Here is a 26,062-nt window from a genome sequence, read left to right as displayed (position 1 = left end):
GTCGTTAACCCGTTGGCGACCGGGAGCGCCTATTTTCGTGGGCCCGTCTGCCCGCTTGATGGAGTTGCAGTGCGTATGCGTGGCGAAAGTGGTATTGCGTTTTCCATGCCGGGGGGCGACGCCTCCGGAACGGCTGGAGCCCGACCGGTGGATCTCGGCCATCTGGCACGCCAGACAATGGGCGACCGCGACCTCGAACGCGAGGTGCTGGCGCTGTTCGTGCACCAGTCGCTGTCGGTCCGTGACCAGATCGCGGATGCCGACGCCAGGCAAAGGGTGCTTCTGGCACATGGCCTGAAAGGCTCGGCGCGCGGCATCGGCGCCTTTGCGGTGGCCGACTGCGCCGCGATCATCGAAACCCAGCCGGAAGACGTCCGGGCGCTCAAGAGGCTCAGCACGCTGATCGAGGAAGTGCGCGACTTCATCGCCGGCATCAGCCGCTAGTATCCCACCTTTCTGAAAAACGTCATTTCGTGGCGCTTTCGCGCCGCAGTTGACTTGTCCGGCAGAGTGATTATCTCGGCTGCGACTCCTCAGGTGACTTAATGACCAAGCTGACTTACATCGCCCATGACGGGACCCGGTTTGACGTGGAAGCCGAAAACGGCTCGACGGTGATGGAAAACGCGATCCGCAATGCGGTTCCGGGCATCGAAGCCGAATGCGGCGGCGCCTGTGCCTGCGCGACCTGCCATGTTTATGTCGACGAAGCATGGACGGCGGAGGTCGGCGAGCCGGAGGCGATGGAGGAGGACATGCTGGACTTCGCCTACGAGGTCCAGCCGAACTCACGCCTCTCCTGCCAGATCAAGGTGCGCGACGCGCTGGACGGGCTGGTGGTTCGGGTCCCCGCGCGCCAGGGTTAAGACGCGTCGATATTCAGGTGAGGCCGGCCTGCAAATGGCGATTTCCTGCGCTTCCGGTGCTCACGTACTTTTAGTACGCTCCGCTCCGGTGCTCGGAACCCGCCATTTTCGACTCGGCCTGACCTGAATCTCGACACATCTTGGCTGCTTCCCAATATTCTTTCGCGCCGGCAGCTTGGCAGCGGCCGATAGCTCATGCAGTCTCGCCGCATTCCCAATCAGGGCGCAGCGCATGACCGATACCATCAAAACGGACGTTCTCATTGTCGGGGCAGGGCCGATCGGCCTGTTCGCCGTGTTCGAGCTCGGCCTGCTCGACATGAAATGCCATCTGATCGACATTCTCGATCGTCCCGGCGGCCAATGCGCCGAGCTCTATCCTGAAAAGCCGATCTACGACATTCCAGGCTGGCCGACGATCTCCGCGCAAGGCCTCGTCGACAAGCTCATGGAGCAGATCCATCCGTTCAAGCCGGACTTCACCTTCAACCGCATGGTGTCGAGCCTTGAAAAGCTGGAGGACGGCAGTTTCCGCGTCGCCACCGACGAAGGTGAATTGTTCGAAGCCAAGGTGGTGGTGATCGCCGCAGGCGGCGGCTCGTTCCAGCCCAAGCGTCCGCCCATTCCGGGCATCGAGGAGTACGAAGGCAAGAGCGTGTTCTATTCGGTCCGGCGCATGGAGGAATTTCGCGGCCACGATCTCGTCATCGTCGGCGGCGGCGATTCGGCGCTCGACTGGACGCTCAACCTGCAGCCGATCGCCAAGAGCGTGACGCTGGTGCATCGCCGCCCGGAATTCCGGGCCGCGCCCGACAGCGTCAACAAGATGTATGCCATGCATGAGATGAAGCAGCTCGAATTCCTGGTCGGCCAGGTCAGCGGCCTTGCCGGCGGCGGCGGTCAGCTGTCGTCGGCGACCATCAAGGGCGGCCCGGATGGCGACGTCGAGGTGCCGTGCACCCGCATGCTGCCATTCTTCGGCCTCACCATGAAGCTCGGGCCGATCGCCGAATGGGGCCTTAACCTGCACGAGAACCTGATCCCGGTGGACACCGAGAAGTTCCAGACGTCGATCCCGGGCATCTTTGCCGTCGGCGACATCAACTGGTATCCGGGCAAGCTCAAGCTGATCCTGTCAGGCTTCCATGAAGTGGCGCTGATGGCGCAGGCCGCCAAGCGGATCGTCAGCCCGGGCGAGCGCATCGTCTTTCAGTACACGACCTCGTCGACCAGCCTGCAAAAGAAGCTCGGCGTGCATGATTAAGGCGTATTGATATTCAGGTGATGCCGGACTGCGAACGGCAGCTTCCTGCGCTTCCGGCCTTCGCCGGCCGAAGCCCTCATAAGTGTTCCGTCCTACGAAGGCTACGGCCGGCGTAGGCCGGTTCTCGGAAACTGCCCTTCTCGACTCGGCCTGACCTGAATCTCAACACACCTTCAAACGATCTACTCCGCAAGCGCGGGCGCGGTTTGCTCGTCGTGGCCGCGCAGTTCCTTTTCGGGCATCAGGGCCAGCGTGATCAGCGCCAGGACGAGCGTTGCTCCGGCGGCGACGAATATCATCACGAACGGCAACGCCGATGCCGGATGGATATGCGTCTGCGAGCCTTCTGAGGACAATGGCAGGCCGTAGCCGAGCGCGACGGCGCCGAGCATGGCCACGCCGAGCGCGCCGCCCAGCGTGCGCAGGAAGGTCAGAACGCCCGTCGCGACTCCGAGATGCGCGCGATCGACGGCATTCTGGACCGAGACGGTGGCAACCGGGAATGTCGTTCCGCTGCCCAGGCCGATCAGAGTGGTCAGGATTTCCACTTCGAGCAGCGAGGCGTGTTCCGCAATGGCACTGAGCACGCCAATGCAGACGATGGCCAGGCCGACGCCGATCATGGCGATGCGCTTGTAATGGACAAAGCGCGGGATCGTGCGGCCGCTGAAGGTCGCGCCGGCGACCGTGCCGAGCAGGAGGCCGAGCATCGCGGTGCCGGATTCGCTGACCGAAAGCCCGACGACCGATTGCAGATAGACCGGCAGGTATACCGACGCGCCGATGTTCGCGGCCTGCAGCAGGAACATCGATAGTGTGCCGGCGAGCACGATCGGGTTGCCCAAGACTTCGAGCGAGATCAAAGGCTCGGCCGCCTTGAGCAGCCTGAGCGCGAAGAAGGCCCAGAACACCACCGAACAGGCAACCAGTCCGAGGATTTCGCGGGAGAACCAGGGATAGGCGCTGCCGCCCCAGCTGAGCGCCAGGAGCAGAAGCGTCGTGGCGACTACCAGCAGCACGGCGCCCAAGCCGTCGATGCGATGGTTCTTGGCCGCGACCGGCAGCTTCTTCAACGGGTTGTTGATGATGGCCATGGCCAGGAAGCCGATCGGCAGGTTGATCCAGAAGATCAGCGACCAGTGCAGATGCTCGGCAAACACGCCGCCGAGCAGCGGGCCGGCGACGCTCGCGACCGCCCATGTGCCTGCGATCCAGGCCGCATAGCGGGCGCGCTCGCGCGGCGGCACGAGGTCGCCGATGACCGTCTGGGCCAGCGCGAAGAGACCGCCGCCGCCGGCGCCCTGGATGGCGCGGCCGATGACCAGCAGCAGCATGTTGGGAGCAAGCGCGCTGACCAGCGACCCGAGCAGGAAGACGAGGATGGCGGCGTAGATGACAGGGCGGCGTCCGTAGACATCGGAAATCTTGCCGTAGAGCGGCGCCATCGCGGTCGCGGTCAGAAGATAGCCGGTGACGATCCACGGCAGATATTCGGCATGGCCGAGCGCGCCGGCGATCGTCGGCAGGGCAGGGGCTACGATGGTCTGATCAAGGGCCGCCAGCAGCATCGACAACAACACGCCGCCGATAATGGCATTCTTCTCGTTCTCGCTCATCATCGGCGCGGCTTCCGGCGCCATCGTCTGGTTCTCGACGGTCTGGTCCATGCATCATTCTTTCAAAGGCTGGTGCTTGGTGCGCCAAGACAGCTTTGGCCGGTCGCACCTGTCATTTCTCATCGTGGACCCGAGGCTTTGGCGCTTCGAACCCGCTATATGTCGTTCGATATAGGCCGATTTCGACCATCACTCGAAAGTTTTTCCGGTCTGGCACCATGCTTGGATGAAATTGGCCCCGGACAGGGCTCGGCTCTCAAGTCAAGGCGGCGGCAACTGGCCGGCTTCGACACGCTCCATCCGGTAGCGCATCAGCCGAAGGATACGGCTTTCGAAATTGACGCTCTCGACGCGGTCGAAGCGGACCTGGTCCTGATCGTGCATGGCGAGCTCAGCTGCCTGGACCGCGGCGGCGTTGAGCTTCGCCTGCTCGCAGGTCTTTTGCGGCGGGATTGCCTTCAGCGCATCCTCGAGCAGGCGCGCGTGGTTCTTGGCGATCTCTACATGGCGCTCCTCATGCCGCTTGATGTCGGCGGAGAGCGTGTCCCAGAACAGCCTGACGCCGGGATCGGCTTTGCGCGGGCGCCGCCATTCGGGGAGGATCACCTTGACCTTCACGGTGACGGCCGCGTCGGCGACACGGCAGGACCCGGCGCTCTGCGCGTAGCTGATGCGGGTGGTGAAGGCCATTTGCGTGGCGCCGGGATGCCGCGACCCGGTGCTCTTCACCTCGGGGCCGTTTTTCGAGAGCTGGTTCTGGATATCGTCGAGCGTGCGGCCGCCGACGCTGAAATAGCTGTAGGTCTTGACCAGACTGGCCGCGCCTGCCGGCATGGCGGTGATCGAGAGCATCAGGGCGCAGAGCAGGGAAGGGTTCATCATATTGCCTCTTCACGCACCTTGCTTTAGGGCCGTCGCCAGCGCAACGGAATTGATTTCGCGCGGATCACGCATGGTTGATGGACAATGACGACAAGGCGGTGGCAGCTGGCTCATGGGCGCTATCTGGACCTCGGTCCGAAGGCGGTCGTCGTTGGCATCCTCAACGTGACGCCCGACAGTTTTTCGGATGGCGGCCTGTTCGCCGCGCCCGAGAAGGCGCTGGAGCAGGCGCGCCGCATGGTCAAGGAAGGCGCGGCGATCATCGACGTCGGCGGGGAATCGACGCGGCCCGGTTTCGCCCCGATCTCCGCCGAGGAAGAGCAGGGGCGCGTGCTGCCGGTCATCGCGGCGCTCGCCGCTTCCGGCGAGGCACTGATCTCGGTCGACACCTATCGCGAGGACACCGCGCGGCTTGGCGTCGCCGCCGGCGCCCATATCGTCAACGACGTCTGGGGGCTGCAGCGTGAGCCGGGCATCGCGCGCGTCGCCGCCGAGACAGGCGCCGGGCTCGTCATCATGCATACCGGGCGCGAACGGCAGAAGCTGCCCGACGTGATCGAGGACCAGTTCCTGTTCCTGCGCAAATCGCTGGAGATCGCGCGCGCCGGCAATGTCGCCGACAGCCAGATCGTGCTCGATGCCGGCTTCGGCTTCGCCAAGGAAACGGCGGAGGAAAACCTCGACCTGATGGCGCGGTTTTCCGAGCTTCAGGCGCTCGGCTACCCGTTGATGGCCGGAACCTCGCGCAAGCGCTTCATCGGCACAGCCACGGGGCGCGATCCCGCGGAACGGGCTGCCGGCACGGCGGCCACCAGTGTCATCCTACGCTTGAAGGGAGCCGACCTGTTTCGCGTCCACGATGTCGCAATCAACGTGGATGCGCTGGCGGTCACCGATGCTATGCTTCAACGCGAAAACGAGCTTCCTCCCGGACACTGATCATGTACCTCATCCGCATGAAGAACTGCGCCTTCTTCGCCCGCCACGGCGTGCTGGACGAGGAGGAGACGCTTGGCCAGCGTTTCTACGTCGATGCCGAGCTGACGGTCGAGCCGAGCCGGCCGCTGACCGAGGATTCCATCGAGGACACCGTCAATTACGGTGTCGCCTTCTCGGTCATCGAAAAGATCGTGACCGGACATCGCCGCTTCCTGATCGAGGCGCTGGCGCTGGAGGTGGCGAAGGCGCTGACGGCGCGGTTCTCCCAGATCAGGAAAGCCGCGATCACGGTGCGCAAGCCGAACGCCCCGGTGCCGGGCGTGCTCGATCATGTCGAGGTGACCGTTGTCTGGCCAGAATAGCGCCGTCTACCTCAGTCTCGGCGGCAATCTCGGCGACCCGGCGAAGTCCATGGGCGCGGCATTGCGCATGCTGGATGGCGACGACGCGACGCGCGTCACCGCCGTGTCCTCGATTTACCGCACGCCGCCCTGGGGCAAGCTCGACCAGCCCGATTTCCTCAACGCCGCCGCCGCGATCGAGACGGCGCTTTCGCCACGCGCGCTGCTCGAGCTTTGCCTCGACGTCGAGGGGCGGTTGAAGCGCGTGCGCGAGGAGCGCTGGGGGCCGCGCCTTATCGATATCGACATCCTGGTGTTCGGCGACCGGGTGATCCACGAGACCGGGCTCGAAGTGCCGCATCCGCGCATGCTGGAACGTGCCTTCGTGCTGGCGCCGCTGGCCGAGATCGCGCCAGGGCTTTCGGTCGGTGGCAGGAGCGTGTCGGAACGGCTCAAAGCCGTCGATACGTCCGGCATCGAGCGGCTGCCTTCGGGCCGGGAATGGTGGCACGCTTAGGTCAGCCGGCAGTTGTGTCTGTTGGTGGAAGACGAATCCTGGCTGTGGCAATCATCCATTCGATCATTTCCAAAGGCACTTCGGGCTGAAATAGCGTAACCGTCATCTTGCCATCGACATCTGAGAAGAAAATCTCACCCACCACGCATTGATCTTGGTCAGCAAGCTCAAGATACATCCCATCGCGTTGAAGATCGCTGCCGATAGTGGCTTCATAACTTCTGCCTGCAAACTCAATCATTTCGCAACGCTCCGCGCGGCCGTCATCAACCCGAAAAACCGCCGCCGTCCAAAAATGCCTGCTCCTCGGCCGTCGTCGCGCGGCCAAGCATCCGGTTGCGATGCGGGAAGCGTCCGAAGCGCCGGATAATCTCCAGGTGCTCCTCGGCATATTTCAGATAGTCGGGCGCCTTGGCGATTGTGAGCTCGACCGACCTTTCCTGGTCCGCCAGCACTTCGGAATGCTCGAAGGGCAGATAGAGAAAGACGCGAAACAGTTCTTCCAGCTCGAGGTCCTGACCGGCGGCAATCGCCCTGTCGGCGAAGTATCTCGCGAGCGGATCGGTCGCGTACATGTGGCCGGTGCCGCGGAAGCAGTTGCGCGGGAACTGATCGAGCAGGATCATCAACGCCAGCGATCCTTCGGCATGCGCATTCCAGTCGTCGCATTCGCGCCGCGCGGCGGCGTAATGCAGCTCGAGAAAGCGGCTGCGGAAATCGGCGTCGAAGGCGTCGTTCTTCTCGAACCAGGCGTCCTCGCCGGCATCGCGCCAGAATGTGATGACCGAAAGCGCTCGCGGATCAAGCTCTGCCATATTTGCCCCTCAGTTCTTGGTCTCTGCCTGGTTCAGCACGACGGCGGTTTCCTGGTTCAGCGCCCGGCCGGCGCGGCGTGGCTGCGTCAGCGGCGTCGGGATCGGCGTGCCGATATTGCCCTTCAGGAAACGCTGGCCGGCGCGCACGCCCTCGGCCAATTGCGTCTCGAAGCGCGCTTCGTCGCGGCGTCGCACATCCTCCATGACTTCGGCGACCTCCTCGGGATCGACGCCAAGCGCCTCCAGCGCGGAGCCGCCGAAGACCAGCGCCGATTCGAAGGTCTCGCGCAGCTGATAGTCGACGCCGGCGCGCACGAGCTGCAGCGCGGTGCCGCGGTCGAAGGCCCGCGCCAGGATGGTGACCAGCGGGAATTCGGCCTTGATAAGCTGCGCGATGCGCACGGCGGCGTCGGGCTTGTCGACGCAGATCAGCACCGCGCGGGCGCGCCCGGCGCCGGCCGCATGCAGGATGTCCAGCCTCGTGCCGTCGCCGTAATAGACCTTGAAGCCGAAATCGGCCGCCGCCTGGATCATCTCCACCTCGTTATCGATGATCGAGACGTCCATCCCGCGCAGCAAAAGCGGCTGGCTGGCGATCTGGCCGAAGCGGCCGAAGCCGATGATCAGCACGCTGCCGGTGAGGCCGTCGGCAATGTCGACGCCGTCGAGCGACTGCTCGTCTCGCGGGGTGAGGTAACGGAGCGCTACGATCGCGAGCGGCGTCAGCACCATTGAGATGATGACGATGGCAGTCAGCGTGGCGTTGGCCTGGCCGTCGATGATGCCGACCGCGGCAGCGGAAGAATAGAGCACGAAGGCGAACTCGCCGCCCTGCGCCATGAAGACGGCGCGTTCGAGCGCCTCGCGATGGCCGCTTTTCAGAATGCGCGCGACGACGTAGATGCCGAATGCCTTCATGACCATGTAGGCGACGACATAGATGGCGATGAGCCGCCAGTTCTGGGCGACGACGCCAAGGTCGAGCGACATGCCGACGGCGAGGAAGAACAGGCCGAGCAGGATGCCGCGGAACGGCTCGATATCGGCTTCGAGCTGGTGGCGGAAGGTCGATTCCGACAAGAGAACGCCGGCGAGGAAGGCGCCCATCGCCATCGACAGGCCGGAGAGCTGCATGGCCAGGGCCGAACCCAGCACCACCAGCAGCGCCGCGGCGGTCATGACTTCGCGGGCGCGGGCGTCGGCCAGGATGCGGAAGAGCGGATTGAGCAGGTAACGGCCGGCCACGACCAGCCCCACGATCGCGGCGATGCCGATCCCGACTTCGGTCAGCCGCTCCGAAAGGCTGGTTTCGGCGCCGCCCGGCGCGAGGAATGCGATAAGCGCGAGGAGCGGCACGATCATCAGGTCTTCGAGCAGCAGTATGGAGACGATGCGCTGGCCTTTCGGCGTGGCGATCTCGCCGCGCTCTTCGAGCAGCTGCATGACGATCGCCGTCGAGGTCAGGACGAAGCCGGCGCCGGCGACGAAGGACTGCGCGATGGGAAAGCCTCCGGCCAGCCCGACGAGAGTGAGCAGGACTGCGCAGACGCCGACCTGCAGCGCGCCGTGTCCAAAGATCTCGCGGCGCAGGCCCCAGAGCCGTGACGGCTGCATCTCCAGCCCGATGATGAACAGGAACATGACGACGCCGAGCTCGGCAACATGGAGGATCGCTTCCGATTCGGAAAAGATGCGCAGGCCGAACGGACCGATGACCACGCCGGCGGCGAGGTAGCCGAGGATCGAGCCCAGTCCCATGCGCTTGAAGATCGGCACGGCGACGACGCCCGCGGCGAGCAGCGCCACAACCTGCACCAGATCGCTGCTCGACGCTTCAACTGCCATGCCTGTCGTCCCGTTGATCGACCCACTCCTTGCATGCCCCGGGAGCGAGAGGCAAGGGCGCGGAGACTGGCTGGAAGAGTAGGGTGCCGTTGAAGCGGCCTCTGCTTGCCTGCCGGACGTTCGGCATATATAGTAGCAGAATGCCTGACTATTCGTCCCGCCCGCCTCTGCATATCCCGATGGATGCGCTCAGCGAAGTCCTACAGGACTTTCGCTTGAGTGGGGTCAACTATGGCCGCTGCGAGCTCCGGCATCCATGGAGCATCGCCTTTCCGCAACAGAAGCTGCTTCGCTTTCACTTTGTCGGCCAGGGTCCATGCTGGATTTATACCGAGGCGGAAGGCTGGCAGGAGTTGCGCGATGGCGATCTGGTGCTGTTGCCGCAAGGCATCGCCCATCGGCTGGCTAGTGCGCCGGACGTTGTCGACGACTCGCTCGAGAGTTGCCAGGTTACCAAGTTGGGGAGCAATGTCTGTGAGGTGGTGCGGGAAGGGACGGGCGCGACAAGCACCCTTTTCTGCGGCTCCATGGCCCTGGGCGCCTATGCGCTCAATCCACTGATCACGTTGATGCCATCAATTATCAAAGGGTGCGATGTGGCCGGCAACGATCCGGTCGTCGGTCCTTTGCTGGCGGCTATGACGGCCGAGGCCGCGCAACCGCAGATGGGCAGCGCCACGATTCTGTCCCGTATGGCGGACTTGCTGACGGCCCGGCTTATCCGCTGCTGGGTCAATTGCACTGGAGCTTCGACCACCGGGTGGCTTGCAGCCATCCGTGACCCCCATATCGGCCGCGCGCTGGCAGCCATGCACCGAGATCCCGGCCATAACTGGACCCTGGAAAGCCTTGCCGGCCTGGCAGGCCAATCGCGCTCGATTTTCGCCGAGCGCTTCAGCGCTGTATTAGGAGAGGGTGCGGCACACTATCTCGCCCGTCTGCGTATGCAGCTTGCCCGCGAGTTGCTGGGGCAAAACGGCCTGTCGGTTGCCGAGGTCGCTACCCGTTTGGGCTATGATAGCGAAGCATCCTTCGCGCGCGCGTTCAAACGCATCACCAATGTCTCGCCAGGCGTTGTGCGCCGCACAATTCCCGGACGAACGGACATGAATTTCGGATTATAAGGTACATATCATCCGAGAAGACTCGTCTATTGAAGACCTCCAGACTTTGGAGATCTTTCAGTGACAGACACAACATTACAGCTTGAAGACGCGGCGATAGACCTCGATGACGCTGCGCCAGCCCCGTGGAACGCAGCCGCCTGGTTTGCGGTCATTTCATTGGCGGCCACCAGCTTTGCCCTGGTATCAGCCGAATTCCTGCCGGCAGGCCTGCTGACGCCGATGGCGCGGGACCTCGGCATCAGCGAAGGAACCGCCGGACAGGTCGTCACCGCCACGGCTTCGGTCGGCGCGGTGACGGCCATGTTGAGCAATGTCCTCATCGGCCGATTGAATCGCAAGACGGTGCTGGTTGGCCTCAGCGCCTTGGCGGTCGGTTCCAACCTCCTTGCCGCGCTGGCGCCCAATTTCTGGCTGTTGCTGCTGGGCCGGGCCGGGCTCGGAATCGCTCTCAGCGCATTCTGGGCACTCTCGGTTGCCGTCGTGGCTAGGCTGGTTGGCGCCAACGCGACAGGTCGGGGCATGGGCATCGTCACCCTCGGCGTCTCGCTCGCCACCATCGCCGCCCCGTCAATGGGAGCGTTGATCAGCGACTGGCTGGGTTGGCGCAGCGCCATGGCCACGACAGCGGGGCTGGCCGTAGTTGCCATGCTGCTGCAATTGCTGAGCCTGCCGACCTTGGCTGCGACGGCCAGCAATAGTCTGGCTGACGTATTTCGGCTGACACAGCGGCGCGGCATTCAACTCGGTATGCTGGCCATTCTTTTGCTGATGACGGGGCATTTTGCCGGCTCTGTTTATGTGCGCCCCTTCCTCGAACACGTGACGCTCCTCGCCACCGGGCCAATTGCCCTGGCCCTGCTCGGATTTGGCATCGCGGCTGTGATCGGCAACGTCGCCGGCGGCCGTATGGCCGACGCCAATATCCGCATGGCTCTCGTGGGTACCGCCGTGTTGATGGGGTTTTCGGCGCTGGCACTGGTGCTTTGGGGCGTGCACATTGGCGTCGCCTTCGGATTCGTCGCGCTTTGGGGATTGGCCTTCGGCATGGCGCCGGTCGTGCTGCCGACCAACCTGTCCCGCGCGGCACCTGATGCGCTGGAAGCTGCGGGTAGCCTGATGGTCGTCTCCTTCCAGGTTGCCATCACCATCGGCGCGGTTGTCGGTGGCTATGTCGTGGACACCTATGGCGCCACGGGACCTTTGACCCTTACCGCCGTCCTTGCCGTGGCGACAGCCGCGCTGGCACTCCTACAGCCTCGCGGCGACTGAACCTTGCTCCGGCTGACCTGGGCAGCCTATATCCGGCCAGTCGGCCGCCGCCTTTTTCTTGCGCGGCGCTTCGGAGGAGACGCGCTACGCGATACCCATCGCGCGCTTATGCTCGGCGATCTCGGCGAGCAGCCAATCCTGGAACAGGCCGGTGCCTGGCTTGTTCCCGATGCTGCGGCGCTGGTGCAGGTAGATTCCGGCGGGATAGGTGTGGCGGGCGCTGAACGGGGCGACAAGCTTGCCTTGCTGCAGAAGGTCCTGCGCCATCATGGTGTCGGCCAAAGCGATGCCCGCGCCGTTTATCACCTCGCGCATGATCAAGGTGCAGTCATCGAGCGTCGTGCTGGATTTCGGCGTGGCGTCCAGAACGCCTTCCTGCTCCAGCCAGCGCCGCCAGCGCATGCTCTCGCATTCGTGGATCAGATGATGATTGACGAGATCGGCGGGCGTTCTGAGCGGCACCGGTCCCTCAAGCAGCGACGGCGCGCAGACCGGCGTCAGAACGAGCGGGATCAGCAGCGTCAGGGCCGGGCCGGCCTTGTAAACGAACTCATCGACAATGGCCAAATCGAAGTTGGCGCGCTTGCCCGACGTCGAGATCTCCAGGTCCACGGACGGATGCAGCTTGCGGAAATTCGGCAGCCGGTCCGCCAGCCAAAGGTTCAGGACCGCCGGCACGCAGAGCACCCGGACTCGCTGGGTCCTGCCGTGACCATGGACGAAGCTGACATCGTCGGTGGCGCGCCAGATAGCCTCGAATGCTTCGGAGAGGCCGCGCGCATAATATGAGCCCCTGATGGTCGGTGTGATCTGGCGAAAGCCGCGCTCGAACAGATCCTGGCCAAGGTTCTTCTCGAGCGCGCGGATGTGGCGGCTGACGGCCGAGGGCGTCAAATGCAGCTCCTCGGCTGCATCCTTGATGCTGCCGAGGCGCGCGGCGGCCTCGAAAGCGCGCATGCCATTGAGTGAAGGCAGGGCCATTGGCCAATCATGAAATGTCAGTTGAGTTTTTGTCAATCGACTTGCGCAAAATTGGCGTTTGATTGCCCGGCCGGTTCGGGGATACCCAAAAGGCAAGAGCGACCAAGTCGCCGTCAGAATACAATTATTTGGGTACTCCGATACCATTCCCCAACGGCGCGAACCGGCCTGACCGGTTTCCACCGGGGACCGGCGAAGCTTTGCGTATGATGTCAAGCTGAGCCTCGGCGGGGCGCCCCAGAATGGGAGAACGAGCTTTTATGCCTCAGTCGCCGGTGCCGGTCTTTGAAGCGGCTGACGAGATTTCCGCGGAAGCCTCGGTCGTCGTCATCCTGCAAACCGCTCAAACCGGTTTTGGCCCCCGGGCAGGGAAACTCGACGCCGAAATGGATGGAATTTTGTCCCGCGCTTGCTCCGAGCCGGCCGCGCTTGAGGAGTCCGGCACCTGTGTCGATGTCATTGCTCCCAAGGCTATGTCGGCCCGGCGCGTGGTGGTGCTGGCTTTGGGCAATGCCTCGGCTGTAACCACGCTTTCCCTGGCGCGGGCCGGCGGTTTGCTTGCGGCGCATCTGGAAGGCAAGGGCGAATGCGCGGCCACCCTGATGCTGGACCCGCTCGCCGGTGTCGACCTGCCCGCAGCGGAAATCCTGGCGCGGGTCGCGCTCGGCATGCGGCTGCGGCGCTATCGTTTCGACATGCGCAACCGGCGGCAAGGGGCTGGCGCCGACCGCACTTTGCGGGTGCAATTGATCGGCGCGCCCGGTCCGGAACTGAAGGCGGCGCTGACACGGGTCAATGCCATCGCGGACGGCGTCGAATATGCGCGCACGCTGGTCAACCTGCCGCCGAACCATCTCCATCCCGACAATTTCCACGATCATCTGGAGCCGCTGCGCGAGGCCGGCATCGATGTCGAGATCCTCGATGCGGCGCGGCTGAAGGAGCTCGGCATGAATGCGATCCTGGCCGTCGGCTCCGGCTCGGCGCGACCGCCGCGTGTCGCGGTCCTGCGCTATCGCGGCAAGGGCGCTCCCGCGCAGCCGCTGGCTTTCGTCGGCAAGGGCGTCTGCTTCGATTCCGGCGGTCTGTGCATAAAGCGCGGCGAGCAGATGTTCGACATGAAGGCCGATATGGGCGGCGCGGCCGCCGTTGTCGGGCTGTTGATAGCGCTCGCCCGGCAAGGCAGCCCGGTGCATGCCGTCGGCGTGCTCGGCATTGCCGAGAACATGCCGTCCGGCACCGCGCTCAAGCCGCGCGACATCATCACGACGGCGTCGGGCCAGACGGTGGAAGTGTTCGACACGGATGCGGAAGGCCGACTGATCCTGGCCGACTGCCTCTACTATGCCGCCTCGCGCTTCAACCCTTCGGTGATCGTCGACCTGGCCACGCTGACCTATTCGGTGATGCGGGGCCTCGGCTCGGTCTTCGCCGGCCTTTTCAGCACCGACGACACCATCGCCTCGCGCATGATCGCGGCCGGGGAAAAGGTCGGCGAGCGGTTCTGGCAGCTGCCGCTCGACCGGGCCTATGACGAGGGGCTGCAATCGCCCTTCGCCGATATCCGGCATCACGCCAAGGACATGGAAGACGGCGACGCGCCCCATGCCGCGGCCTTCCTGCGCAATTTCACCGAAGAGCGCCCCTGGGTGCATCTCGACATAGCCGGCAAGGAAATGGCCGACAAGGACCGGCCGCTGGGCCGGGAGGGCGCCACGGCCTTCGGCGTGCAGATGCTGGAAGAGTGGGTGCAGTCCGGGCGGGCGGCGAACTAGAGCGGCAACGAGATGTCTTCAACCACTGAGGGAGCCGAGATGCCGTCCGAGATCGTCAGCAAGGAAGGGCGGGCCGGCTTCGGTGCCTATGAGACCTGGTACCGGATCAGCGGCGCGCTCGATGCCGGCAAGGCCCCGGTCGTGATCCTGCATGGCGGGCCGGGTGCTGCCCATAATTACGTCGATGCCTATAAGCTTCTTGCCCGGGGCGGCCGTGCCGTCGTCCACTACGACCAGCTGGGCTGCGGCAATTCCACCTTGCTGCCGGAAAAGGGCGCCGATTTCTGGACGCCCCAACTCTTCATCGACGAGCTGGAAAACCTCATCGACCATCTCGACATCCGCGGCGGCTTCCATGTGCTGGGTCAAAGCTGGGGCGGCATGCTGGGCGCCGAATATGGCGTGACCAGGCCGAAGGGCCTGAAGTCGCTGACCATCGCCAACTCGCCGGCGTCCATGAAACTTTGGGTCGAGGAAGCCAACCGCCTACGCGCCGATCTGCCCCAGGACGTGCAGGAGACGCTGACGAAGCACGAGCAGGCCGGCACGACGGACGATCCGGCCTACCAGGCGGCGACGATGCGGTTCTACGAACGGCATGTCTGCCGGGTCGCGCCGTTCCCGCCCGAGGTGACAGAGACCTTCGCCCAGATCGTGCGCAATCCGACCGTCTACAATGTGATGAACGGCCCGAACGAGTTCCACGTCATCGGCACGCTGAAGAGCTGGAACGTCATCGACCGCCTGTCGGCCATCGAGGTTCCCACACTTCTCATCTCGGGCCATTACGACGAAGCCACGCCCGCGACCGTGCAGCCCTTCAAGGACGGCATCAAGGGATCGCGCTGGCAGATATTCGAGCATTCCAGCCACATGCCGCATGTCGAGGAGCAGGATCTCTGCATGCGTGTGGTGGGAGACTTCCTGGACGACAACGACAACAGAAAAGGGGAATGACGACATGAAGAAACTGCTTTTGGCGGCGTCGGCCGCGGCATTGCTGGCCGGCTCGTGGCTCGCTCCGGCGCATGCCGAATATCTCAAGGAACACCGGGGCGGCACCATTCGCCTTCTCGCCCGGTCGGCGGCCGGAACCCTCGATCCGCACATCAACTACACCGACCAGGGCTGGCAGATGTACCAGCCGATCTATGACGGCCTGGTCGCCTTCCGCAAGGCCGAGGGAGTCGAGGGTTTTTCCATCGTTCCCGACCTCGCCGAGGCGCTGCCCGAGGTCAGCAATGACGGCAAGACCTTTACCTTCAAGCTGCGCAAGGGCATCAAGTTCTCCAACGGCCAGGACCTCGGCGTGAAGGACGTCGTCGCCTCCTTCCAGCGCATCTTCAAGATTTCCGGGCCGACCTCGGGCACTTTCTATGCCGGGATCGTCGGCGCCGACAAATGCCTGGCCGACACCAAGAGCTGCACGCTGGAAGGCGGCTTCGTCGCCGACGAGGCGACCGGCACGATCACCCTCAATCTCACCAAGCCAGACGCCGAGATCCTCTACAAGCTTGCCTTGCCGCATGCCGTGATCATGCCGGCCGACACGCCGGCGGAGGACATGGGCTCCAAGCCGATCCCCAGCACCGGCCCCTACATGATCTCGGCCTTCGATCCCAACAAGGGCATGACGGTTTCCCGCAACCCCAATTTCAAGCAGTGGAGCGAGGAAGCCCAGCCGGACGGCTATCCCGATGTCGTGCAGTATGATTTCGGCCTCTCGGAAGAGGCCGCTGTGACGGCGATCCAGAACGGCGAAGCGGACTGGATGTTCGACGCGCTGCCCAGCGACCGCCTCGGTGAGCTCGGCAGCAAGTCCATGGACCAGCTGCACATCTCGCCGCTTTCGGCCTGGTGGTACGCGCCGCTGAACACCCGCATGGCGCCATTCGACAATGAAAAGGCGCGCCAGGCCGTCGCCTATGCGGTCGACCGCAACACGCTGGTCAAGCTGTTCGGCGGCAAGGTGCTGGCTTCGCCGGTCTGCCAGGTCCTGCCGCCGGATTTCCCCGGACATGAGGACTATTGCCCCTTCACCAAGAATCCGGGCGCCAAATGGTCGGCCCCGGATGTCGACAAGGCCAAGCAGCTCGTCGAGGAATCGGGCACCAAGGGCCAGAAGGTGACCGTCATCGTCGAGGACACCGCCATCTCGCGGTCGATCGGCGTCTATCTGCAGAGCGTGCTGACCAACATCGGCTATGTCGCCGACGTCAAGCCGATCTCGTCCAACCTGCAGTTCACCTATATCCAGAACACCAACAACAAAGTGCAGATGTCCGTCACCCAGTGGTACAAGGATTACCCGGCGGCGTCGGACTTCCTGAACATCCTGTTCAGCTGCGCTTCCTATCGCGAAGGCTCGGACGCCTCGATCAACATTTCCGGCTTCTGCGACAAGGACATCGACGCCCAGATGCAGAAGGCGCTGGACCTCGGCGTGACCGACCAGAAGGCGGCCGACAAATTGTGGGCGGCAATCGACAAGCAGGTCACCGACAAGGCGCCGGCGGTCGGGCTGTTCACGCCGAAGCGGCTTGATTTCGTCAGCAAGCGTATCGGCAATTTCAAGTTCAACCCGCAGTTCAACTGGATTATCACCCAATCCTGGGTCCAGTAAGGGGCCTGGGTGCAGTAAGGGGCCTGGGTCCAGTAACGAACCGCGGAAACACATATCGTGTCCAGCCAAGTCGCCGCCATGCCGCGCAAGACGCGAGGGCCCTGGGCCGTCGCGTTTGCGAGGCTGGCAACGGACAGGGCCGCCATGGCGTCCCTGGCCGCGTTCCTCATCATCGTCCTCGCCTGTTTCAGCGCGCCGCTTTACGCAAAATGGGCGGGCACGGATCCGTTCGCCTCGACGCTCGACGCCGTCATCCAGATCGATGGCGCCGACGTTCCGGTGATGGAGCAGTCGACCGAGGGACTGGGGCTTGGCTACACGCCGATCGGTCCGACATGGCGGCTCGGCAATTATTTCCTCGGCGCCGACAGCCAGGGCCGCGACGTCATGGCAAGGTTGCTCTACGGCGGCCTGAACTCGCTTTTGATCTCCGGCGCGGCCACCATTTTCACACTGATCGTCGGCACGATGGCGGGACTGATCGCAGGTTACTTCGGCGGCATCACCGATACGGTGCTGTCGCGCTTGCTCGACGTGCTCTGGGCGTTTCCGATCTATCTGCTGGCGATCTCGCTTTCCATCGTCACCATCGCGCAAGGCATCGCGATCGGACCGATCGAGATCCAATCCGGCAGCTTATGGTTGCCGATCATCATCATAGGTATCGTCTATATACCCTATGTCGCGCGGCCGATCCGCGGGCAGGTCCTGGCGCTGCGCCACAGCGAGTTCGTGTTCGCCGCGATTAATCTGGGCGTGCCGGGCTGGCGCATCCTGTGGCGCGACATCCTGCCCAACATCACCACCACGCTGATCGTGTTCGTGCCGCTGATGATGGCGCTGAACATGCTGACGGAATCGGCGCTTTCGTTCCTGTCGATCGGCGTGCAGCCGCCGGCCGCAAGTTGGGGCACCATCATCCAGGATGGGCAGGCGCTGCTCTATACAAGACCGCTGGTGGCGCTGGTGCCCGGGCTGGCGATCGCCGTTTCCGTCATGGCGCTCAACGTCTTCGGCGACGGCCTGCGCGATGCGCTCGACCCGCGCTCCAAGGTCCGGCTGGGGCGCGACTGATGTTTTACGCCATCCTTCGTCGTTTCGGTCAGATGCTGTTCGTGATGTTCGGCATCTCGGTCATCGTCTTCCTGATCTTCTTCGCCACGCCCGGCGCCGATCCCGCCGCGCGCATCGCCGGCCGCAACGCTTCTCCCGAAGTGCTGGCCGCGGTTCGCCACAGCTTCGGCTTCGACCAGCCGCTCTACGTGCAATACACGCGCATGATGGAGAAGATCTTCGTCACCGGCGACCTGACCTCCTTCGTCAATCGCGGCTGGAAGGTGGTGCCGGCCGTCATGGACTCGATCCCGGTGACGCTTTCGCTGGTGTTCGGCGCCGCGGTCCTGTGGGTGGTCGTCTCCATCATCATCGGCATTGTCGCCGCGGCCACCCGCGACAGCTGGCTGGACAAGCTTCTGATGGCACTGGGCCTGCTCGGCATCTCCATGCCGGTCTACTGGCTGGGCGAGGTTATGAACCTGATCACCCAGAGCCGTTATCACGACAGCTGGGCGTTCTCCTGGGTGCCGCCGCTCGGCTACAAGAATTTTTCCGACGATCCCAAGGGCTGGTTCCTGACGCTGGTCATCCCATGGATCACGCTCGCCATCCTCTATATCGGCATTTATGGGCGCGTGTTGCGCGCGGCGATCATCGAATCCATGCAGGAAGATTATATCCGCACCGCCCGCGCCAAGGGCCTGTCGGAGACGCGCATTCTGTTTCGCCATGCGCTGCGTACCTCGCTGATCGCCTTCGTCACGCTGTTCGGTCTCGACTTCGGCGCGCTGGTGGGCGGCTCGGCCTTGCTGACCGAGGTCGTGTTCGGCCTGCACGGCATCGGCAAGCTGACCTATGACGCGCTGCAGAATCTCGATTTGCCGATGATCATGGCGACGGTCATGTATGCCTCGATGTTCGTGGTGATCGCCAACGCGGTCGTCGATTTCGTCTACATCCTTCTCGATCCGCGCCTGAGGGCATCATGATATTGTCGGTGCGCGATCTCAAAGTGTCCTTCCGCACGCATGACGGGCCGGTACGGGCCATCGACGGCGTTTCCTTCGACCTGGAGGAAAGCGAGATCCTCGGCGTCGTCGGCGAATCCGGCTCCGGCAAGACGGTGTCGCTGCTCGCCGTGATGGGCCTCATCACCGACCCGAACGCCACCATCGAAGGCTCGATCCGCTACAAGGGCCGCGAACTGGTGGGACTGCCGACGCGCGAGCTGAGGCGCCTGCGCGGCAACGAGATCGCGATGATCTTCCAGGACCCGATGACCGCGCTGACGCCGGTCTACACGATCGGCTGGCAGATCGCCGAGCAGATTCGGGCGCATCGGGGGTTAAGCAAGTCCAAGGCGATGGAGCGCGTCGAGCAGTTGCTGGCGGAGGTGAATTTTCCCAACCCGCACGAGGCGATGTCGCGCTATCCGCACCAGCTTTCCGGCGGCATGCGGCAGCGGGCGGTGATCGCGATGGCCTTGTCCTGCGATCCGGCGCTGCTGGTGGCCGACGAGCCGACCACCGCGCTCGACGTCACCGTGCAGGCCGGCATTCTCGACCTCGTCCGCAAATTGCGCGCGAAGCACAAGTCGGCGGTGGTCTTCATCACGCATGACATGGGTGTGGTCTCCGAGCTCGCCGACCGCGTCATGGTCATGTATGCCGGCCGCGTGGTGGAGCGCGGCACCCGCACGGAGCTGTTTTCCGATCCGCGACATCCTTATACGCGCGCTCTGCTCGGCTCGATCCCGCCGCTGGACGGCGAGAAACCGCGCCGCCTGCCGGCTATCCCAGGGTCGCCGCCTTCCTTGCTGCGGCTGCCGCAAGGCTGCGCCTTCGGTCCGCGCTGCCCGGTGCGCTACGAGCCTTGCGAGGCCGGCAAGCCGGGTCTCGGCAATGGCGCGCATGCCGCCGCATGCTTTCGGGTGGCACAGGCATGAGCGAGTTGATGACAGACACAGATCGCCCAATCCTCGAGACGCGTTCGTTGGCAAAACGCTTTTCGATCGGCACCCGGTTTTCCGCCGAAGGCAGGCGGACCGTCCACGCGGTGGACAACGTCTCGCTGACCGTGCGGCGCGGCGAGACTGTCGGCCTTGTCGGCGAATCCGGATGTGGCAAGTCCACGCTGGCGCGCTGCCTAGTTCGGCTCTACGACATCACCGACGGCAAGCTTCTGTTCGAAGGCGACGACATCACCTCGAAATCGCTGTCCGAGCTCAGGCCGCTTAGGCGGCGCTTGCAAATGGTCTTCCAGGATCCCTCGGCCTCGCTCAATCCGCGCCGGCGCGTCGGCGATCTCGTCGCCGAGCCGCTGCGTATCCACGGCAAGGTCTCGGCCAAGGAGATGGCCGCGCGGGTGGCGGAGCTGTTCGAGCTGGTCGGGCTGTTGCCGGACCATATGATGCGCTATCCGCACGAATTCTCCGGCGGGCAGCGCCAGCGCGTCGGCATCGCGCGGGCGATCGCGTTGAATCCCGACCTTGTCGTGCTGGACGAGCCGGTCTCCGCGCTCGACGTGTCGGTGCAGGCCCAGATCGTCAACCTGCTCGCCGATCTGCAGGAGAAGCTGAAGCTCACCTATATCTTCATCGCCCACGATCTCTCCGTGGTGCGCCAGGTCTCGACGCGCATCGCGGTCATGTATCTCGGCTCGATCGTCGAGGACGGACCGGCGGAAGAGGTCTTTGCGACACCCGCCCATCCCTACAGCCAGGCGCTGATCTCGGCGGTTCCCATCGTCGAGACGACGCCTGCGGGCGCGCGCAAGCGCATCATCCTCACCGGCGACGTGCCGAGCCCGCTGAAGCCTCCGTCCGGATGCCGCTTCCATCCGCGATGTCCGATCGCGGCGGACCGGTGCCGCTCGGAGCGGCCGGAACTGAAGGAATATCGTCCAGGCCGCAAAGTGGCCTGCCACTTCCCGACTTTGACTTGATCTATCTATTTTCGCGAGCGTGGGCGCGGGCTGCCGGAACGTGCCGGATCAGTTCTTGGCGATGGCGCCGACTTCGACCGAATCGACCCGCTTCAGGCTCATGCCGATCACCGGCACCAGCTGATTGTCGACGCGCACGGCCACCGTCACGGTCATCGAATTGCCGTCGGGCACACGCGCCTGCATGACGCCGTTCAACTGCTTGCGATTGATGGTGAAGACGACCTTCTGGGCGTCGACGACATTGCCGCCGACAATGTCCATGCCGCTTTCAGTTGAGCCGCCCATGAAGGTGCCCCTGTAGCCATCGCGGCCCTTGCGCTCGACGCTGGCCGACATCTTTTGCGTGAACACGCCGACCCTGCAGCCGCCGTCAAGCGTCATGCCGAGCTTGCTGGCGGGCGTCGAGCCATTGAAATCGCAGGTGAATTTCGTGCCTTTGTATTTGCCGGCGATGATCTCGCCAGGGCCGACCCATCTGCCTTCGACGGAGCGGAAAAACTGCTTGTCCGGCTCTGCGCCAAATGCCTTTTCGACGAGGCCGAGCGGCGCGGCAATCGCAATGGCGGCAGGCAGGACGCAGGACAGGATTACGCTTCTCATCGACGACACCCGGCACGAAAGAGTCTATTCTTGGGACCGGACCGACCATGCAGAAGATTGGTTAATGCTTCGTCACCCGCGGTGGGTCGCGCGTTTACCTTATCGGTCGTCCTGGCCGTTCTTTCGTGCCGCGAACGACGTCAGCGCCGAGAGGAAATCGCCGAGGCCCGGGCGCTTCACGGCGATGAACGGCAGGGGGCGGGCGGTTTCCATCGCGGCGATGCCGATGCGCGCCGTCATCATGCCGTTGACGACGCCTTCGCCGAGTTTTGCCGAGAGTTTTGCGGCAAGCCCATGGCCGACGATCTGCTGCACGAAACTGTCGCCCACCGCGATCGAGCCGGTCACCGCCAGATGCGCGAGCACGCCGCGCGCCAGCCGGAAGAAGCCGAGCGTGCCTGGGCGGCCGCCATAGAGTTCGGAGAGGCGCCGGATCAGCCGCCCGGCCTCGAACACGACATAGGCGATGTCGACCAGCGCGCGCGGGCTGACCGCCGTTATGAGGGACACGCGCTTCGCCGCCTCCAGAATCATGGCTTTGGCGCGGGCATCGAGAGGCGACAGGATCTCGGTCTCGGCCAGCCGCACCAGATTGGCGCCGTCGATGATCTCGCCGCGCAATTCGGCGAGCGAACGGCGGCCGGCGGCGGTCTCGGGTTTTGCGGTGACGAAAGCCGAGAGCTCGTCGACCAAGGCGCGCGCCGCCTTGGGGTCGTCGCGCGCCACGGCATCGAGGGCCCGTTTCTGCATCTTTTCGACTTCGGCAAGACGGGCGATGGCGAGGAATTCGCGGATGAGGATGACGAGCAGCGAGAGCAGCGCGATCGCCGCCATGCCGGCCGCCAGCCAGCCGAGCCATTCGGCGCGCGCGAACAGGTCGCGGATCAGCTGGTCGGCCCAAAGGCCGACCGCCAGCGAGACGAGCACGCCGAGAGCGCCGAAGAACAGCCGGGAAAGCAGCGAACGCTTTCTCGGCGCTGTCGCCGGCGGCGGAACCGCGGCCTCGACATCCGGCTCGTCGAAGACGTCGACTTCCGAGGGGATCACGACCGCTAAATCGCCCCTCGCGGCACGTGGCCTGCGCGCCGGCGGCTCCTCTGCGGCGCTATTTCGCTGTGGTTGCGGCGGCGCTTCGGTCTCAGGCTCGATGCGGAAGGCCGCCGGTTTGCGGGGCGCGGTCATGCCAGATGATCTCCGATCAGGAACTGCAGCGCGCGGTCGAGCCGGATATGCGGCAAGGACAGCGTGACGCCTTCGGCGGTGCGTTCAAGCTTCGGCGGACGGAAACGCACGAAGCGGATCGCCGGTTCGGCGCTGTCCGCCGGTGATCCGGAAATGTCGAACACCGCCTCCACCCTTTCCGGCAAATCGCCCGGGAAGATGGCGGTTTCGGTCTTTCCGTCGAATGTCTCGCCTTTGATCGTCTCGCTTTTCAGCGGCATGCCGATGATGACGGGGAGTGTCTCTCGCCCCTGCTTCACCGTGCCTTCGCGGGTCGAGCGAACGGCGGCCATGGCGACGACATCGACGGCTGCGCCGCTGAAATTCGCCCGCGCGACGGCGCGGTCGGTCAGCCGGCGCACGATCGCCTGCAGCCGGTCATGGCTTTCGTGGTGCAGATGGTCCGCCTTGGTCGCGGCCACCAGGATGCGGTCGATGCGGCGCGAGAAGAAGTCGGTCAGGAAATTGCCCCGTCCGGGCCGGAAGCAGGACAGGATCTCGGTGACCGCGCGCTCCAGATCGGCCATCGCGGCCGGGCCGGCATTGAGCGCCTGCATGGCGTCGATCAGCACGATCTGCCGGTCGAGGCGGGCGATGTGCTCGCGAAAGAACGGTTTGACGACATGCGTCTTATAGGCCTCGTAGCGGCGCTCCATCATCGCCCGCAGCGATCCGGAGCGCGGCCGGCCTTGCGACGGCGCCAGCAGCGGCGCGAAGGTGAGCGCCGGCGAGCCTTCGAGATCGCCCGGCATCAGGAAACGGCCTGGCGGCAGCGTCGACAGCGCGCGGTCGTCGAGCTTGCACGCCTTGAGATAGGCGGCAAAGCTTTCGGCCAATCGCCGGGCGGTCATCTCGTCGGCGTCGGCATCGGGATTGATGGTGGAGGCCAACTCACGCCAGGCCTGCGACAGGTCGCAGCGGACGGGCAGGGCGGCCAACTCGACCGCCTCGCGCGAAAAATCGGCGAAGGATTTGCCGAGCAGCGGCAGGTCGAGCAGCCATTCGCCGGGATAATCGACGATGTCGACCGACAGTTTTCCGGCGGAAAACAGACGATTCCAGCCGGAAGCCGACTCATATTCGATGGTGAGCCTGAGTTCGGAGATGGCGCGCGTGGAGTCCGGCCAGACGCGCTCGTTCACCAAAGCCGCGACATGATCTTCATATTGGAAACGCGGAACGGCATCGTCCGGCTGCTCCTCAAGGAAGGCGCGGGCGATGCGGCCGGACTTCTGCGCCTCGAACAGCGGCAAGCGACCGCCATGGATGAGATTGTGGACGAGGGCTGAGATGAACACTGTCTTGCCGGCGCGCGACAGGCCGGTGACGCCAAGGCGCATTGACGGAGAGAAGAGCCCGGCGGCGCGGCCCGACAACGTGTCGAGCGCAATCCTCGCCTCGTCGGTAAAACTGGTCAGCGATGATGCCAAATCAGGCCTCTAGTTGCGCGTCAGCGCCCGATATAGGCCCTGGGCCGTGCGTTTGAAATGGCCTCAGAGGTCGGCCGGCGTGAGAAAAGCTTCGAGATAGCCGTTGCCTTGCGCCGCTTCGGCAAGGTTGCCGGGAAAGCGCACCACGGCAAGGCCGGAGGTCGGAAAACCATGATTCATCATGCCGCGCGCCGCCTGCTCGCCATTTCCGGACACCGCCATGGCCAGATCTTCGGTCATGGGGTTGTGGCCGATCACCAGAAGCTGGCCGGCGTCCCGATTTTTGCGGATGATCTCCAGATAGCCGGCCGCATCCTCGCTGTAGAGCGTGTCGAAGAACAGCACCCGGCCGGTGTCGGTGCGCCCCGCCAGGCCTTCCAGCGTCTGCCTGGCCCGCTTGGCGCTGGAGCAAAGGGTGACGTCCGGCACATAGTTGCGGGCCCGCATGGCCTCTCCGATCGCTTCGGCATCGGCCATGCCCGATTCGTCGAGCGGGCGATCGAAATCGCGCATGCCGGGCAGCGCCCAGCCGGCTTTGGCATGCCGCAACAGATAAAGTCTGCTCAACCGGACCCCCATGGCGCTACCTTCGTGACAAAGCGCGATTAGTCACCAGAACGATGTCATGCACAATGGTCGGCCGGCAACTGCAACGAATCATGTGCGAATTCGTTTTCTGCCGTTGAACAACGTTGTCGCCGGAGTTGCCGATGCAAGACTAACAATTGCGTGAAACTGTCGCCGATAGCGCTTGTGCAGGCTCTTTTCCCCGAATATATAGGCGCCAAATTTTGGGGTTGTTGGGTGAGTCGAATGAACGATATCGTTACCGCCAATTACGTACCCTCCGAAGACGAGCCGTTCATGAACGAACGGCAAAAATCGTACTTCCGTCAAAAGCTTATCACCTGGAAGAACGACATTCTGCGCGAAGCGCGCGAAACCCTCGAAATCCTGCAGCAGGAAAACGCCAATCATCCCGATCTAGCCGATCGCGCCTCCTCCGAAACCGACCGTGCCATCGAATTGCGCGCCCGCGATCGCCAACGCAAGCTCATCTCGAAAATCGACTCCGCGCTCCAGCGCATCGACGAAGGCACCTACGGCTATTGCGAGGAGACCGGGGAGCCGATCGCGCTGAAGCGGCTCGATGCGCGTCCGATCGCGACGTTGTCGATCGAGGCGCAGGAGCGCCATGAACGCCGCGAGAAGGTCTATCGCGACGACTGACGCGATCCAACAGGCAGGAACATCAAAAATGGCCGGAATTCGGTGCTCAGGGCGCGGAAGGCTCGCCTCCGCCGGCAAGCTGCCGTTAAAGCGCTTCACGGTTTCACCATTTCACGGAAATGGCGAACCGCTCTATCTCTTTGTTTTTACGCAATTCCAGACGGAAGCTACGGCGAAGCCGCCAAGCCTAACCGCGCACACTTTCCCTAGTTCCCCGACACAGGGATTTTGAAGGGCTGCCGTTTTGTCTTGGTGCAGGATTTTCCGTTCATTCTATGGCGGAGCAAGGAGCGAAGCGACGCGGCGCAGACCATAGAATCCATTCCGTGACGTGGACGCGCCGCCACGGTGCAGAATTTTGCTCCGTTGCATTCCTTGGCGAAGGTAACGGCATGGATTCCAGGGTCTTCGCGACGCCGCTTCGCGGCTGCTCCGCCCTGGAATGACGACAGGGTGAGCGTGTCGGCCAATCTCCAACGCATGCCGCCTGCCAACGCAAACAGAGCCGACCGGTCAAAGTCCCTGTGCAGTGCCGTTAGGTCAGCGCTTGTGGCTGCCCAACTCGCCAAGCAGCTTGGTCATCTCGTCATCGAGCGAAGGCTTGGCCGCGGGCTTGCTGGGTGCCGGCTGGGAATGCGTCTCGTCGAGAGAGGTCTCGAGCTCGTGCATCAGCGTGTCGTCGATGGAATCGTTTGGGGGCGGCGGTGCATATCGGGTGC

Annotated in this window: 26 protein-coding genes; 16 read left to right on the top strand and 10 right to left on the bottom strand. The window is 64.0% G+C overall.

Annotated elements, in window-relative coordinates:
* The first annotated feature begins 75 nt into the window (after positions 1–75).
* The 3 genes from FJ980_RS10320 to FJ980_RS10310 all read left to right on the top strand — a co-directional run bounded on the left by FJ980_RS10320 (position 76) and on the right by FJ980_RS10310 (position 2,130).
* Positions 76–444 (top strand): Hpt domain-containing protein, encoded by a 369-nt coding sequence (locus tag FJ980_RS10320; protein WP_140542794.1) that lies wholly within the window; start codon positions 76–78, stop codon positions 442–444.
* Positions 445–545: 101 nt separating this feature from the next.
* Entirely contained in the window at positions 546–866 is a 321-nt protein-coding gene (locus tag FJ980_RS10315) for a 2Fe-2S iron-sulfur cluster-binding protein (protein ID WP_095765250.1), read from the top strand.
* A gap of 232 nt (positions 867–1,098) precedes the next feature.
* Positions 1,099–2,130, top strand: a complete 1,032-nt coding sequence (locus FJ980_RS10310) for an NAD(P)/FAD-dependent oxidoreductase (RefSeq protein ID WP_140542793.1) — start codon at positions 1,099–1,101, stop codon at positions 2,128–2,130.
* Positions 2,131–2,312: 182 nt separating this feature from the next.
* Here the strand turns inward: FJ980_RS10310 and FJ980_RS10305 are convergent, their stop codons facing one another.
* Positions 2,313–3,797 (bottom strand): MDR family MFS transporter, encoded by a 1,485-nt coding sequence (locus FJ980_RS10305; protein WP_140542792.1) that lies wholly within the window; start codon positions 3,795–3,797, stop codon positions 2,313–2,315.
* 210 nt (positions 3,798–4,007) lie between these two features.
* A complete protein-coding gene (locus FJ980_RS10300; RefSeq protein ID WP_140542791.1) occupies positions 4,008–4,628 on the bottom strand; it encodes a DUF922 domain-containing protein in 621 nt (206 codons plus the stop codon).
* Between the two features lie 84 nt (positions 4,629–4,712).
* Here FJ980_RS10300 and folP point away from each other — a divergent pair, with 84 nt between their 5' ends.
* Genes folP through folK form a run of 3 tightly spaced genes read left to right on the top strand, consistent with a single transcriptional unit; the run spans position 4,713 to position 6,425 of the window.
* Positions 4,713–5,567 carry a dihydropteroate synthase gene (gene folP, locus FJ980_RS10295; RefSeq protein ID WP_140542790.1) on the top strand — a complete coding sequence of 285 codons (855 nt, stop codon included), beginning with the start codon at positions 4,713–4,715 and terminating at the stop codon, positions 5,565–5,567.
* Between the two features lie 2 nt (positions 5,568–5,569).
* Positions 5,570–5,929 (top strand): dihydroneopterin aldolase, encoded by a 360-nt coding sequence (gene folB / locus FJ980_RS10290; RefSeq protein WP_095765255.1) that lies wholly within the window; start codon positions 5,570–5,572, stop codon positions 5,927–5,929.
* Positions 5,913–6,425, top strand: a complete 513-nt coding sequence (gene folK / locus FJ980_RS10285; protein ID WP_140542789.1) for a 2-amino-4-hydroxy-6-hydroxymethyldihydropteridine diphosphokinase — start codon at positions 5,913–5,915, stop codon at positions 6,423–6,425. Before folB ends, folK begins: the two co-directional genes overlap by 17 nt.
* 1 nt (position 6,426) lies before the next feature.
* On the opposite strand, the gene FJ980_RS10280 is transcribed toward folK, so the two are convergent.
* The 3 genes from FJ980_RS10280 to FJ980_RS10270 are packed head-to-tail and all read right to left on the bottom strand — an operon-like array spanning position 6,427 to position 9,085.
* Positions 6,427–6,666 carry a hypothetical protein gene (locus FJ980_RS10280; protein ID WP_140542788.1) on the bottom strand — a complete coding sequence of 80 codons (240 nt, stop codon included), beginning with the start codon at positions 6,664–6,666 and terminating at the stop codon, positions 6,427–6,429.
* 25 nt (positions 6,667–6,691) lie between these two features.
* The gene (locus FJ980_RS10275) at positions 6,692–7,240 is read right to left on the bottom strand and encodes a DUF924 family protein (protein WP_140542787.1); all 549 of its coding nucleotides are present in this window, start codon (positions 7,238–7,240) and stop codon (positions 6,692–6,694) included.
* A gap of 9 nt (positions 7,241–7,249) precedes the next feature.
* The gene (locus FJ980_RS10270; RefSeq protein WP_140542786.1) at positions 7,250–9,085 is read right to left on the bottom strand and encodes a monovalent cation:proton antiporter-2 (CPA2) family protein; all 1,836 of its coding nucleotides are present in this window, start codon (positions 9,083–9,085) and stop codon (positions 7,250–7,252) included.
* 140 nt (positions 9,086–9,225) lie between these two features.
* Here FJ980_RS10270 and FJ980_RS10265 point away from each other — a divergent pair, with 140 nt between their 5' ends.
* Together FJ980_RS10265 and FJ980_RS10260 are read left to right on the top strand one after the other, a co-directional pair.
* Positions 9,226–10,209 (top strand): AraC family transcriptional regulator, encoded by a 984-nt coding sequence (locus FJ980_RS10265; RefSeq protein ID WP_140542785.1) that lies wholly within the window; start codon positions 9,226–9,228, stop codon positions 10,207–10,209.
* Between the two features lie 60 nt (positions 10,210–10,269).
* A complete protein-coding gene (locus FJ980_RS10260) occupies positions 10,270–11,481 on the top strand; it encodes an MFS transporter (RefSeq protein ID WP_140542784.1) in 1,212 nt (403 codons plus the stop codon).
* Positions 11,482–11,565: 84 nt separating this feature from the next.
* Here FJ980_RS10260 and FJ980_RS10255 read toward each other — a convergent pair whose 3' ends face one another.
* Positions 11,566–12,462 carry a LysR substrate-binding domain-containing protein gene (locus tag FJ980_RS10255; RefSeq protein WP_140542821.1) on the bottom strand — a complete coding sequence of 299 codons (897 nt, stop codon included), beginning with the start codon at positions 12,460–12,462 and terminating at the stop codon, positions 11,566–11,568.
* A gap of 260 nt (positions 12,463–12,722) precedes the next feature.
* On the opposite strand from FJ980_RS10255, the gene FJ980_RS10250 reads away from it, so the two are divergent.
* The 7 genes from FJ980_RS10250 to FJ980_RS10220 are packed head-to-tail and all read left to right on the top strand — an operon-like array spanning position 12,723 to position 20,859.
* Positions 12,723–14,237 (top strand): leucyl aminopeptidase, encoded by a 1,515-nt coding sequence (locus FJ980_RS10250; RefSeq protein WP_140542783.1) that lies wholly within the window; start codon positions 12,723–12,725, stop codon positions 14,235–14,237.
* Positions 14,238–14,276: 39 nt separating this feature from the next.
* Positions 14,277–15,194 carry a proline iminopeptidase-family hydrolase gene (locus tag FJ980_RS10245; RefSeq protein ID WP_140542820.1) on the top strand — a complete coding sequence of 306 codons (918 nt, stop codon included), beginning with the start codon at positions 14,277–14,279 and terminating at the stop codon, positions 15,192–15,194.
* 4 nt (positions 15,195–15,198) lie between these two features.
* On the top strand, positions 15,199–16,860 hold the full coding sequence (locus FJ980_RS10240) for an ABC transporter substrate-binding protein (protein WP_140542782.1): 1,662 nt from the start codon (positions 15,199–15,201) through the stop codon (positions 16,858–16,860).
* A gap of 57 nt (positions 16,861–16,917) precedes the next feature.
* The gene (locus FJ980_RS10235) at positions 16,918–17,934 is read left to right on the top strand and encodes an ABC transporter permease (RefSeq protein ID WP_140542781.1); all 1,017 of its coding nucleotides are present in this window, start codon (positions 16,918–16,920) and stop codon (positions 17,932–17,934) included.
* Positions 17,934–18,905 carry an ABC transporter permease gene (locus FJ980_RS10230; RefSeq protein ID WP_140542780.1) on the top strand — a complete coding sequence of 324 codons (972 nt, stop codon included), beginning with the start codon at positions 17,934–17,936 and terminating at the stop codon, positions 18,903–18,905. Before FJ980_RS10235 ends, FJ980_RS10230 begins: the two co-directional genes overlap by 1 nt.
* Positions 18,902–19,861 carry an ABC transporter ATP-binding protein gene (locus FJ980_RS10225; protein WP_140542779.1) on the top strand — a complete coding sequence of 320 codons (960 nt, stop codon included), beginning with the start codon at positions 18,902–18,904 and terminating at the stop codon, positions 19,859–19,861. The genes FJ980_RS10230 and FJ980_RS10225 overlap by 4 nt, the downstream gene beginning before the upstream one ends.
* 8 nt (positions 19,862–19,869) lie before the next feature.
* The gene (locus FJ980_RS10220; RefSeq protein WP_140542778.1) at positions 19,870–20,859 is read left to right on the top strand and encodes a dipeptide ABC transporter ATP-binding protein; all 990 of its coding nucleotides are present in this window, start codon (positions 19,870–19,872) and stop codon (positions 20,857–20,859) included.
* A gap of 48 nt (positions 20,860–20,907) precedes the next feature.
* Here FJ980_RS10220 and FJ980_RS10215 read toward each other — a convergent pair whose 3' ends face one another.
* From FJ980_RS10215 to FJ980_RS10200, 4 genes are all read right to left on the bottom strand, one after another.
* The gene (locus FJ980_RS10215) at positions 20,908–21,462 is read right to left on the bottom strand and encodes a hypothetical protein (RefSeq protein ID WP_181181165.1); all 555 of its coding nucleotides are present in this window, start codon (positions 21,460–21,462) and stop codon (positions 20,908–20,910) included.
* A 99-nt stretch (positions 21,463–21,561) separates the two neighbouring features.
* A complete protein-coding gene (locus FJ980_RS10210) occupies positions 21,562–22,644 on the bottom strand; it encodes a TIGR01620 family protein (RefSeq protein ID WP_140542776.1) in 1,083 nt (360 codons plus the stop codon).
* Entirely contained in the window at positions 22,641–24,113 is a 1,473-nt protein-coding gene (locus tag FJ980_RS10205; protein WP_140542775.1) for a YcjX family protein, read from the bottom strand. Before FJ980_RS10205 ends, FJ980_RS10210 begins: the two co-directional genes overlap by 4 nt.
* A 63-nt stretch (positions 24,114–24,176) precedes the next feature.
* The gene (locus FJ980_RS10200) at positions 24,177–24,680 is read right to left on the bottom strand and encodes a histidine phosphatase family protein (RefSeq protein ID WP_140542774.1); all 504 of its coding nucleotides are present in this window, start codon (positions 24,678–24,680) and stop codon (positions 24,177–24,179) included.
* A gap of 246 nt (positions 24,681–24,926) precedes the next feature.
* Here FJ980_RS10200 and dksA point away from each other — a divergent pair, with 246 nt between their 5' ends.
* Complete coding sequence (gene dksA / locus FJ980_RS10195) at positions 24,927–25,343, top strand: RNA polymerase-binding protein DksA (protein WP_095765270.1); 417 nt, start codon at positions 24,927–24,929, stop codon at positions 25,341–25,343.
* Positions 25,344–26,062 lie beyond the last annotated feature (719 nt).

The sequence above is a fragment of the Mesorhizobium sp. B1-1-5 genome, from assembly GCF_006443065.1.
Taxonomy (GTDB): domain Bacteria; phylum Pseudomonadota; class Alphaproteobacteria; order Rhizobiales; family Rhizobiaceae; genus Mesorhizobium.
The sequence above is the reverse complement of the archived record's forward strand: the minus strand, read 5'-3'. Positions and strand labels throughout refer to the sequence as shown.

Bases quoted from the DNA above. Each gene is read 5' to 3' on its own strand.
- FJ980_RS10265 (WP_140542785.1), top strand. From the start codon at position 9,226: ATGCCTGACTATTCGTCCCGCCCGCCTCTGCATATCCCGATGGATGCG.
- FJ980_RS10270 (WP_140542786.1), bottom strand. From the start codon at position 9,085: ATGGCAGTTGAAGCGTCGAGCAGCGATCTGGTGCAGGTTGTGGCGCTG.
- FJ980_RS10225 (WP_140542779.1), top strand. From the start codon at position 18,902: ATGATATTGTCGGTGCGCGATCTCAAAGTGTCCTTCCGCACGCATGAC.
- FJ980_RS10215 (WP_181181165.1), bottom strand. From the start codon at position 21,462: ATGAGAAGCGTAATCCTGTCCTGCGTCCTGCCTGCCGCCATTGCGATT.
- FJ980_RS10255 (WP_140542821.1), bottom strand. From the start codon at position 12,462: ATGGCCCTGCCTTCACTCAATGGCATGCGCGCTTTCGAGGCCGCCGCG.
- FJ980_RS10300 (WP_140542791.1), bottom strand. From the start codon at position 4,628: ATGATGAACCCTTCCCTGCTCTGCGCCCTGATGCTCTCGATCACCGCC.
- FJ980_RS10305 (WP_140542792.1), bottom strand. From the start codon at position 3,797: ATGGACCAGACCGTCGAGAACCAGACGATGGCGCCGGAAGCCGCGCCG.
- FJ980_RS10210 (WP_140542776.1), bottom strand. From the start codon at position 22,644: ATGACCGCGCCCCGCAAACCGGCGGCCTTCCGCATCGAGCCTGAGACC.
- FJ980_RS10280 (WP_140542788.1), bottom strand. From the start codon at position 6,666: ATGATTGAGTTTGCAGGCAGAAGTTATGAAGCCACTATCGGCAGCGAT.
- folP (WP_140542790.1), top strand. From the start codon at position 4,713: ATGACGACAAGGCGGTGGCAGCTGGCTCATGGGCGCTATCTGGACCTC.
- FJ980_RS10245 (WP_140542820.1), top strand. From the start codon at position 14,277: ATGCCGTCCGAGATCGTCAGCAAGGAAGGGCGGGCCGGCTTCGGTGCC.
- FJ980_RS10240 (WP_140542782.1), top strand. From the start codon at position 15,199: ATGAAGAAACTGCTTTTGGCGGCGTCGGCCGCGGCATTGCTGGCCGGC.
- FJ980_RS10250 (WP_140542783.1), top strand. From the start codon at position 12,723: ATGCCTCAGTCGCCGGTGCCGGTCTTTGAAGCGGCTGACGAGATTTCC.
- FJ980_RS10230 (WP_140542780.1), top strand. From the start codon at position 17,934: ATGTTTTACGCCATCCTTCGTCGTTTCGGTCAGATGCTGTTCGTGATG.
- folB (WP_095765255.1), top strand. From the start codon at position 5,570: ATGTACCTCATCCGCATGAAGAACTGCGCCTTCTTCGCCCGCCACGGC.
- FJ980_RS10275 (WP_140542787.1), bottom strand. From the start codon at position 7,240: ATGGCAGAGCTTGATCCGCGAGCGCTTTCGGTCATCACATTCTGGCGC.
- FJ980_RS10310 (WP_140542793.1), top strand. From the start codon at position 1,099: ATGACCGATACCATCAAAACGGACGTTCTCATTGTCGGGGCAGGGCCG.
- FJ980_RS10320 (WP_140542794.1), top strand. From the start codon at position 76: ATGCGTGGCGAAAGTGGTATTGCGTTTTCCATGCCGGGGGGCGACGCC.
- FJ980_RS10220 (WP_140542778.1), top strand. From the start codon at position 19,870: ATGACAGACACAGATCGCCCAATCCTCGAGACGCGTTCGTTGGCAAAA.
- dksA (WP_095765270.1), top strand. From the start codon at position 24,927: ATGAACGATATCGTTACCGCCAATTACGTACCCTCCGAAGACGAGCCG.
- FJ980_RS10315 (WP_095765250.1), top strand. From the start codon at position 546: ATGACCAAGCTGACTTACATCGCCCATGACGGGACCCGGTTTGACGTG.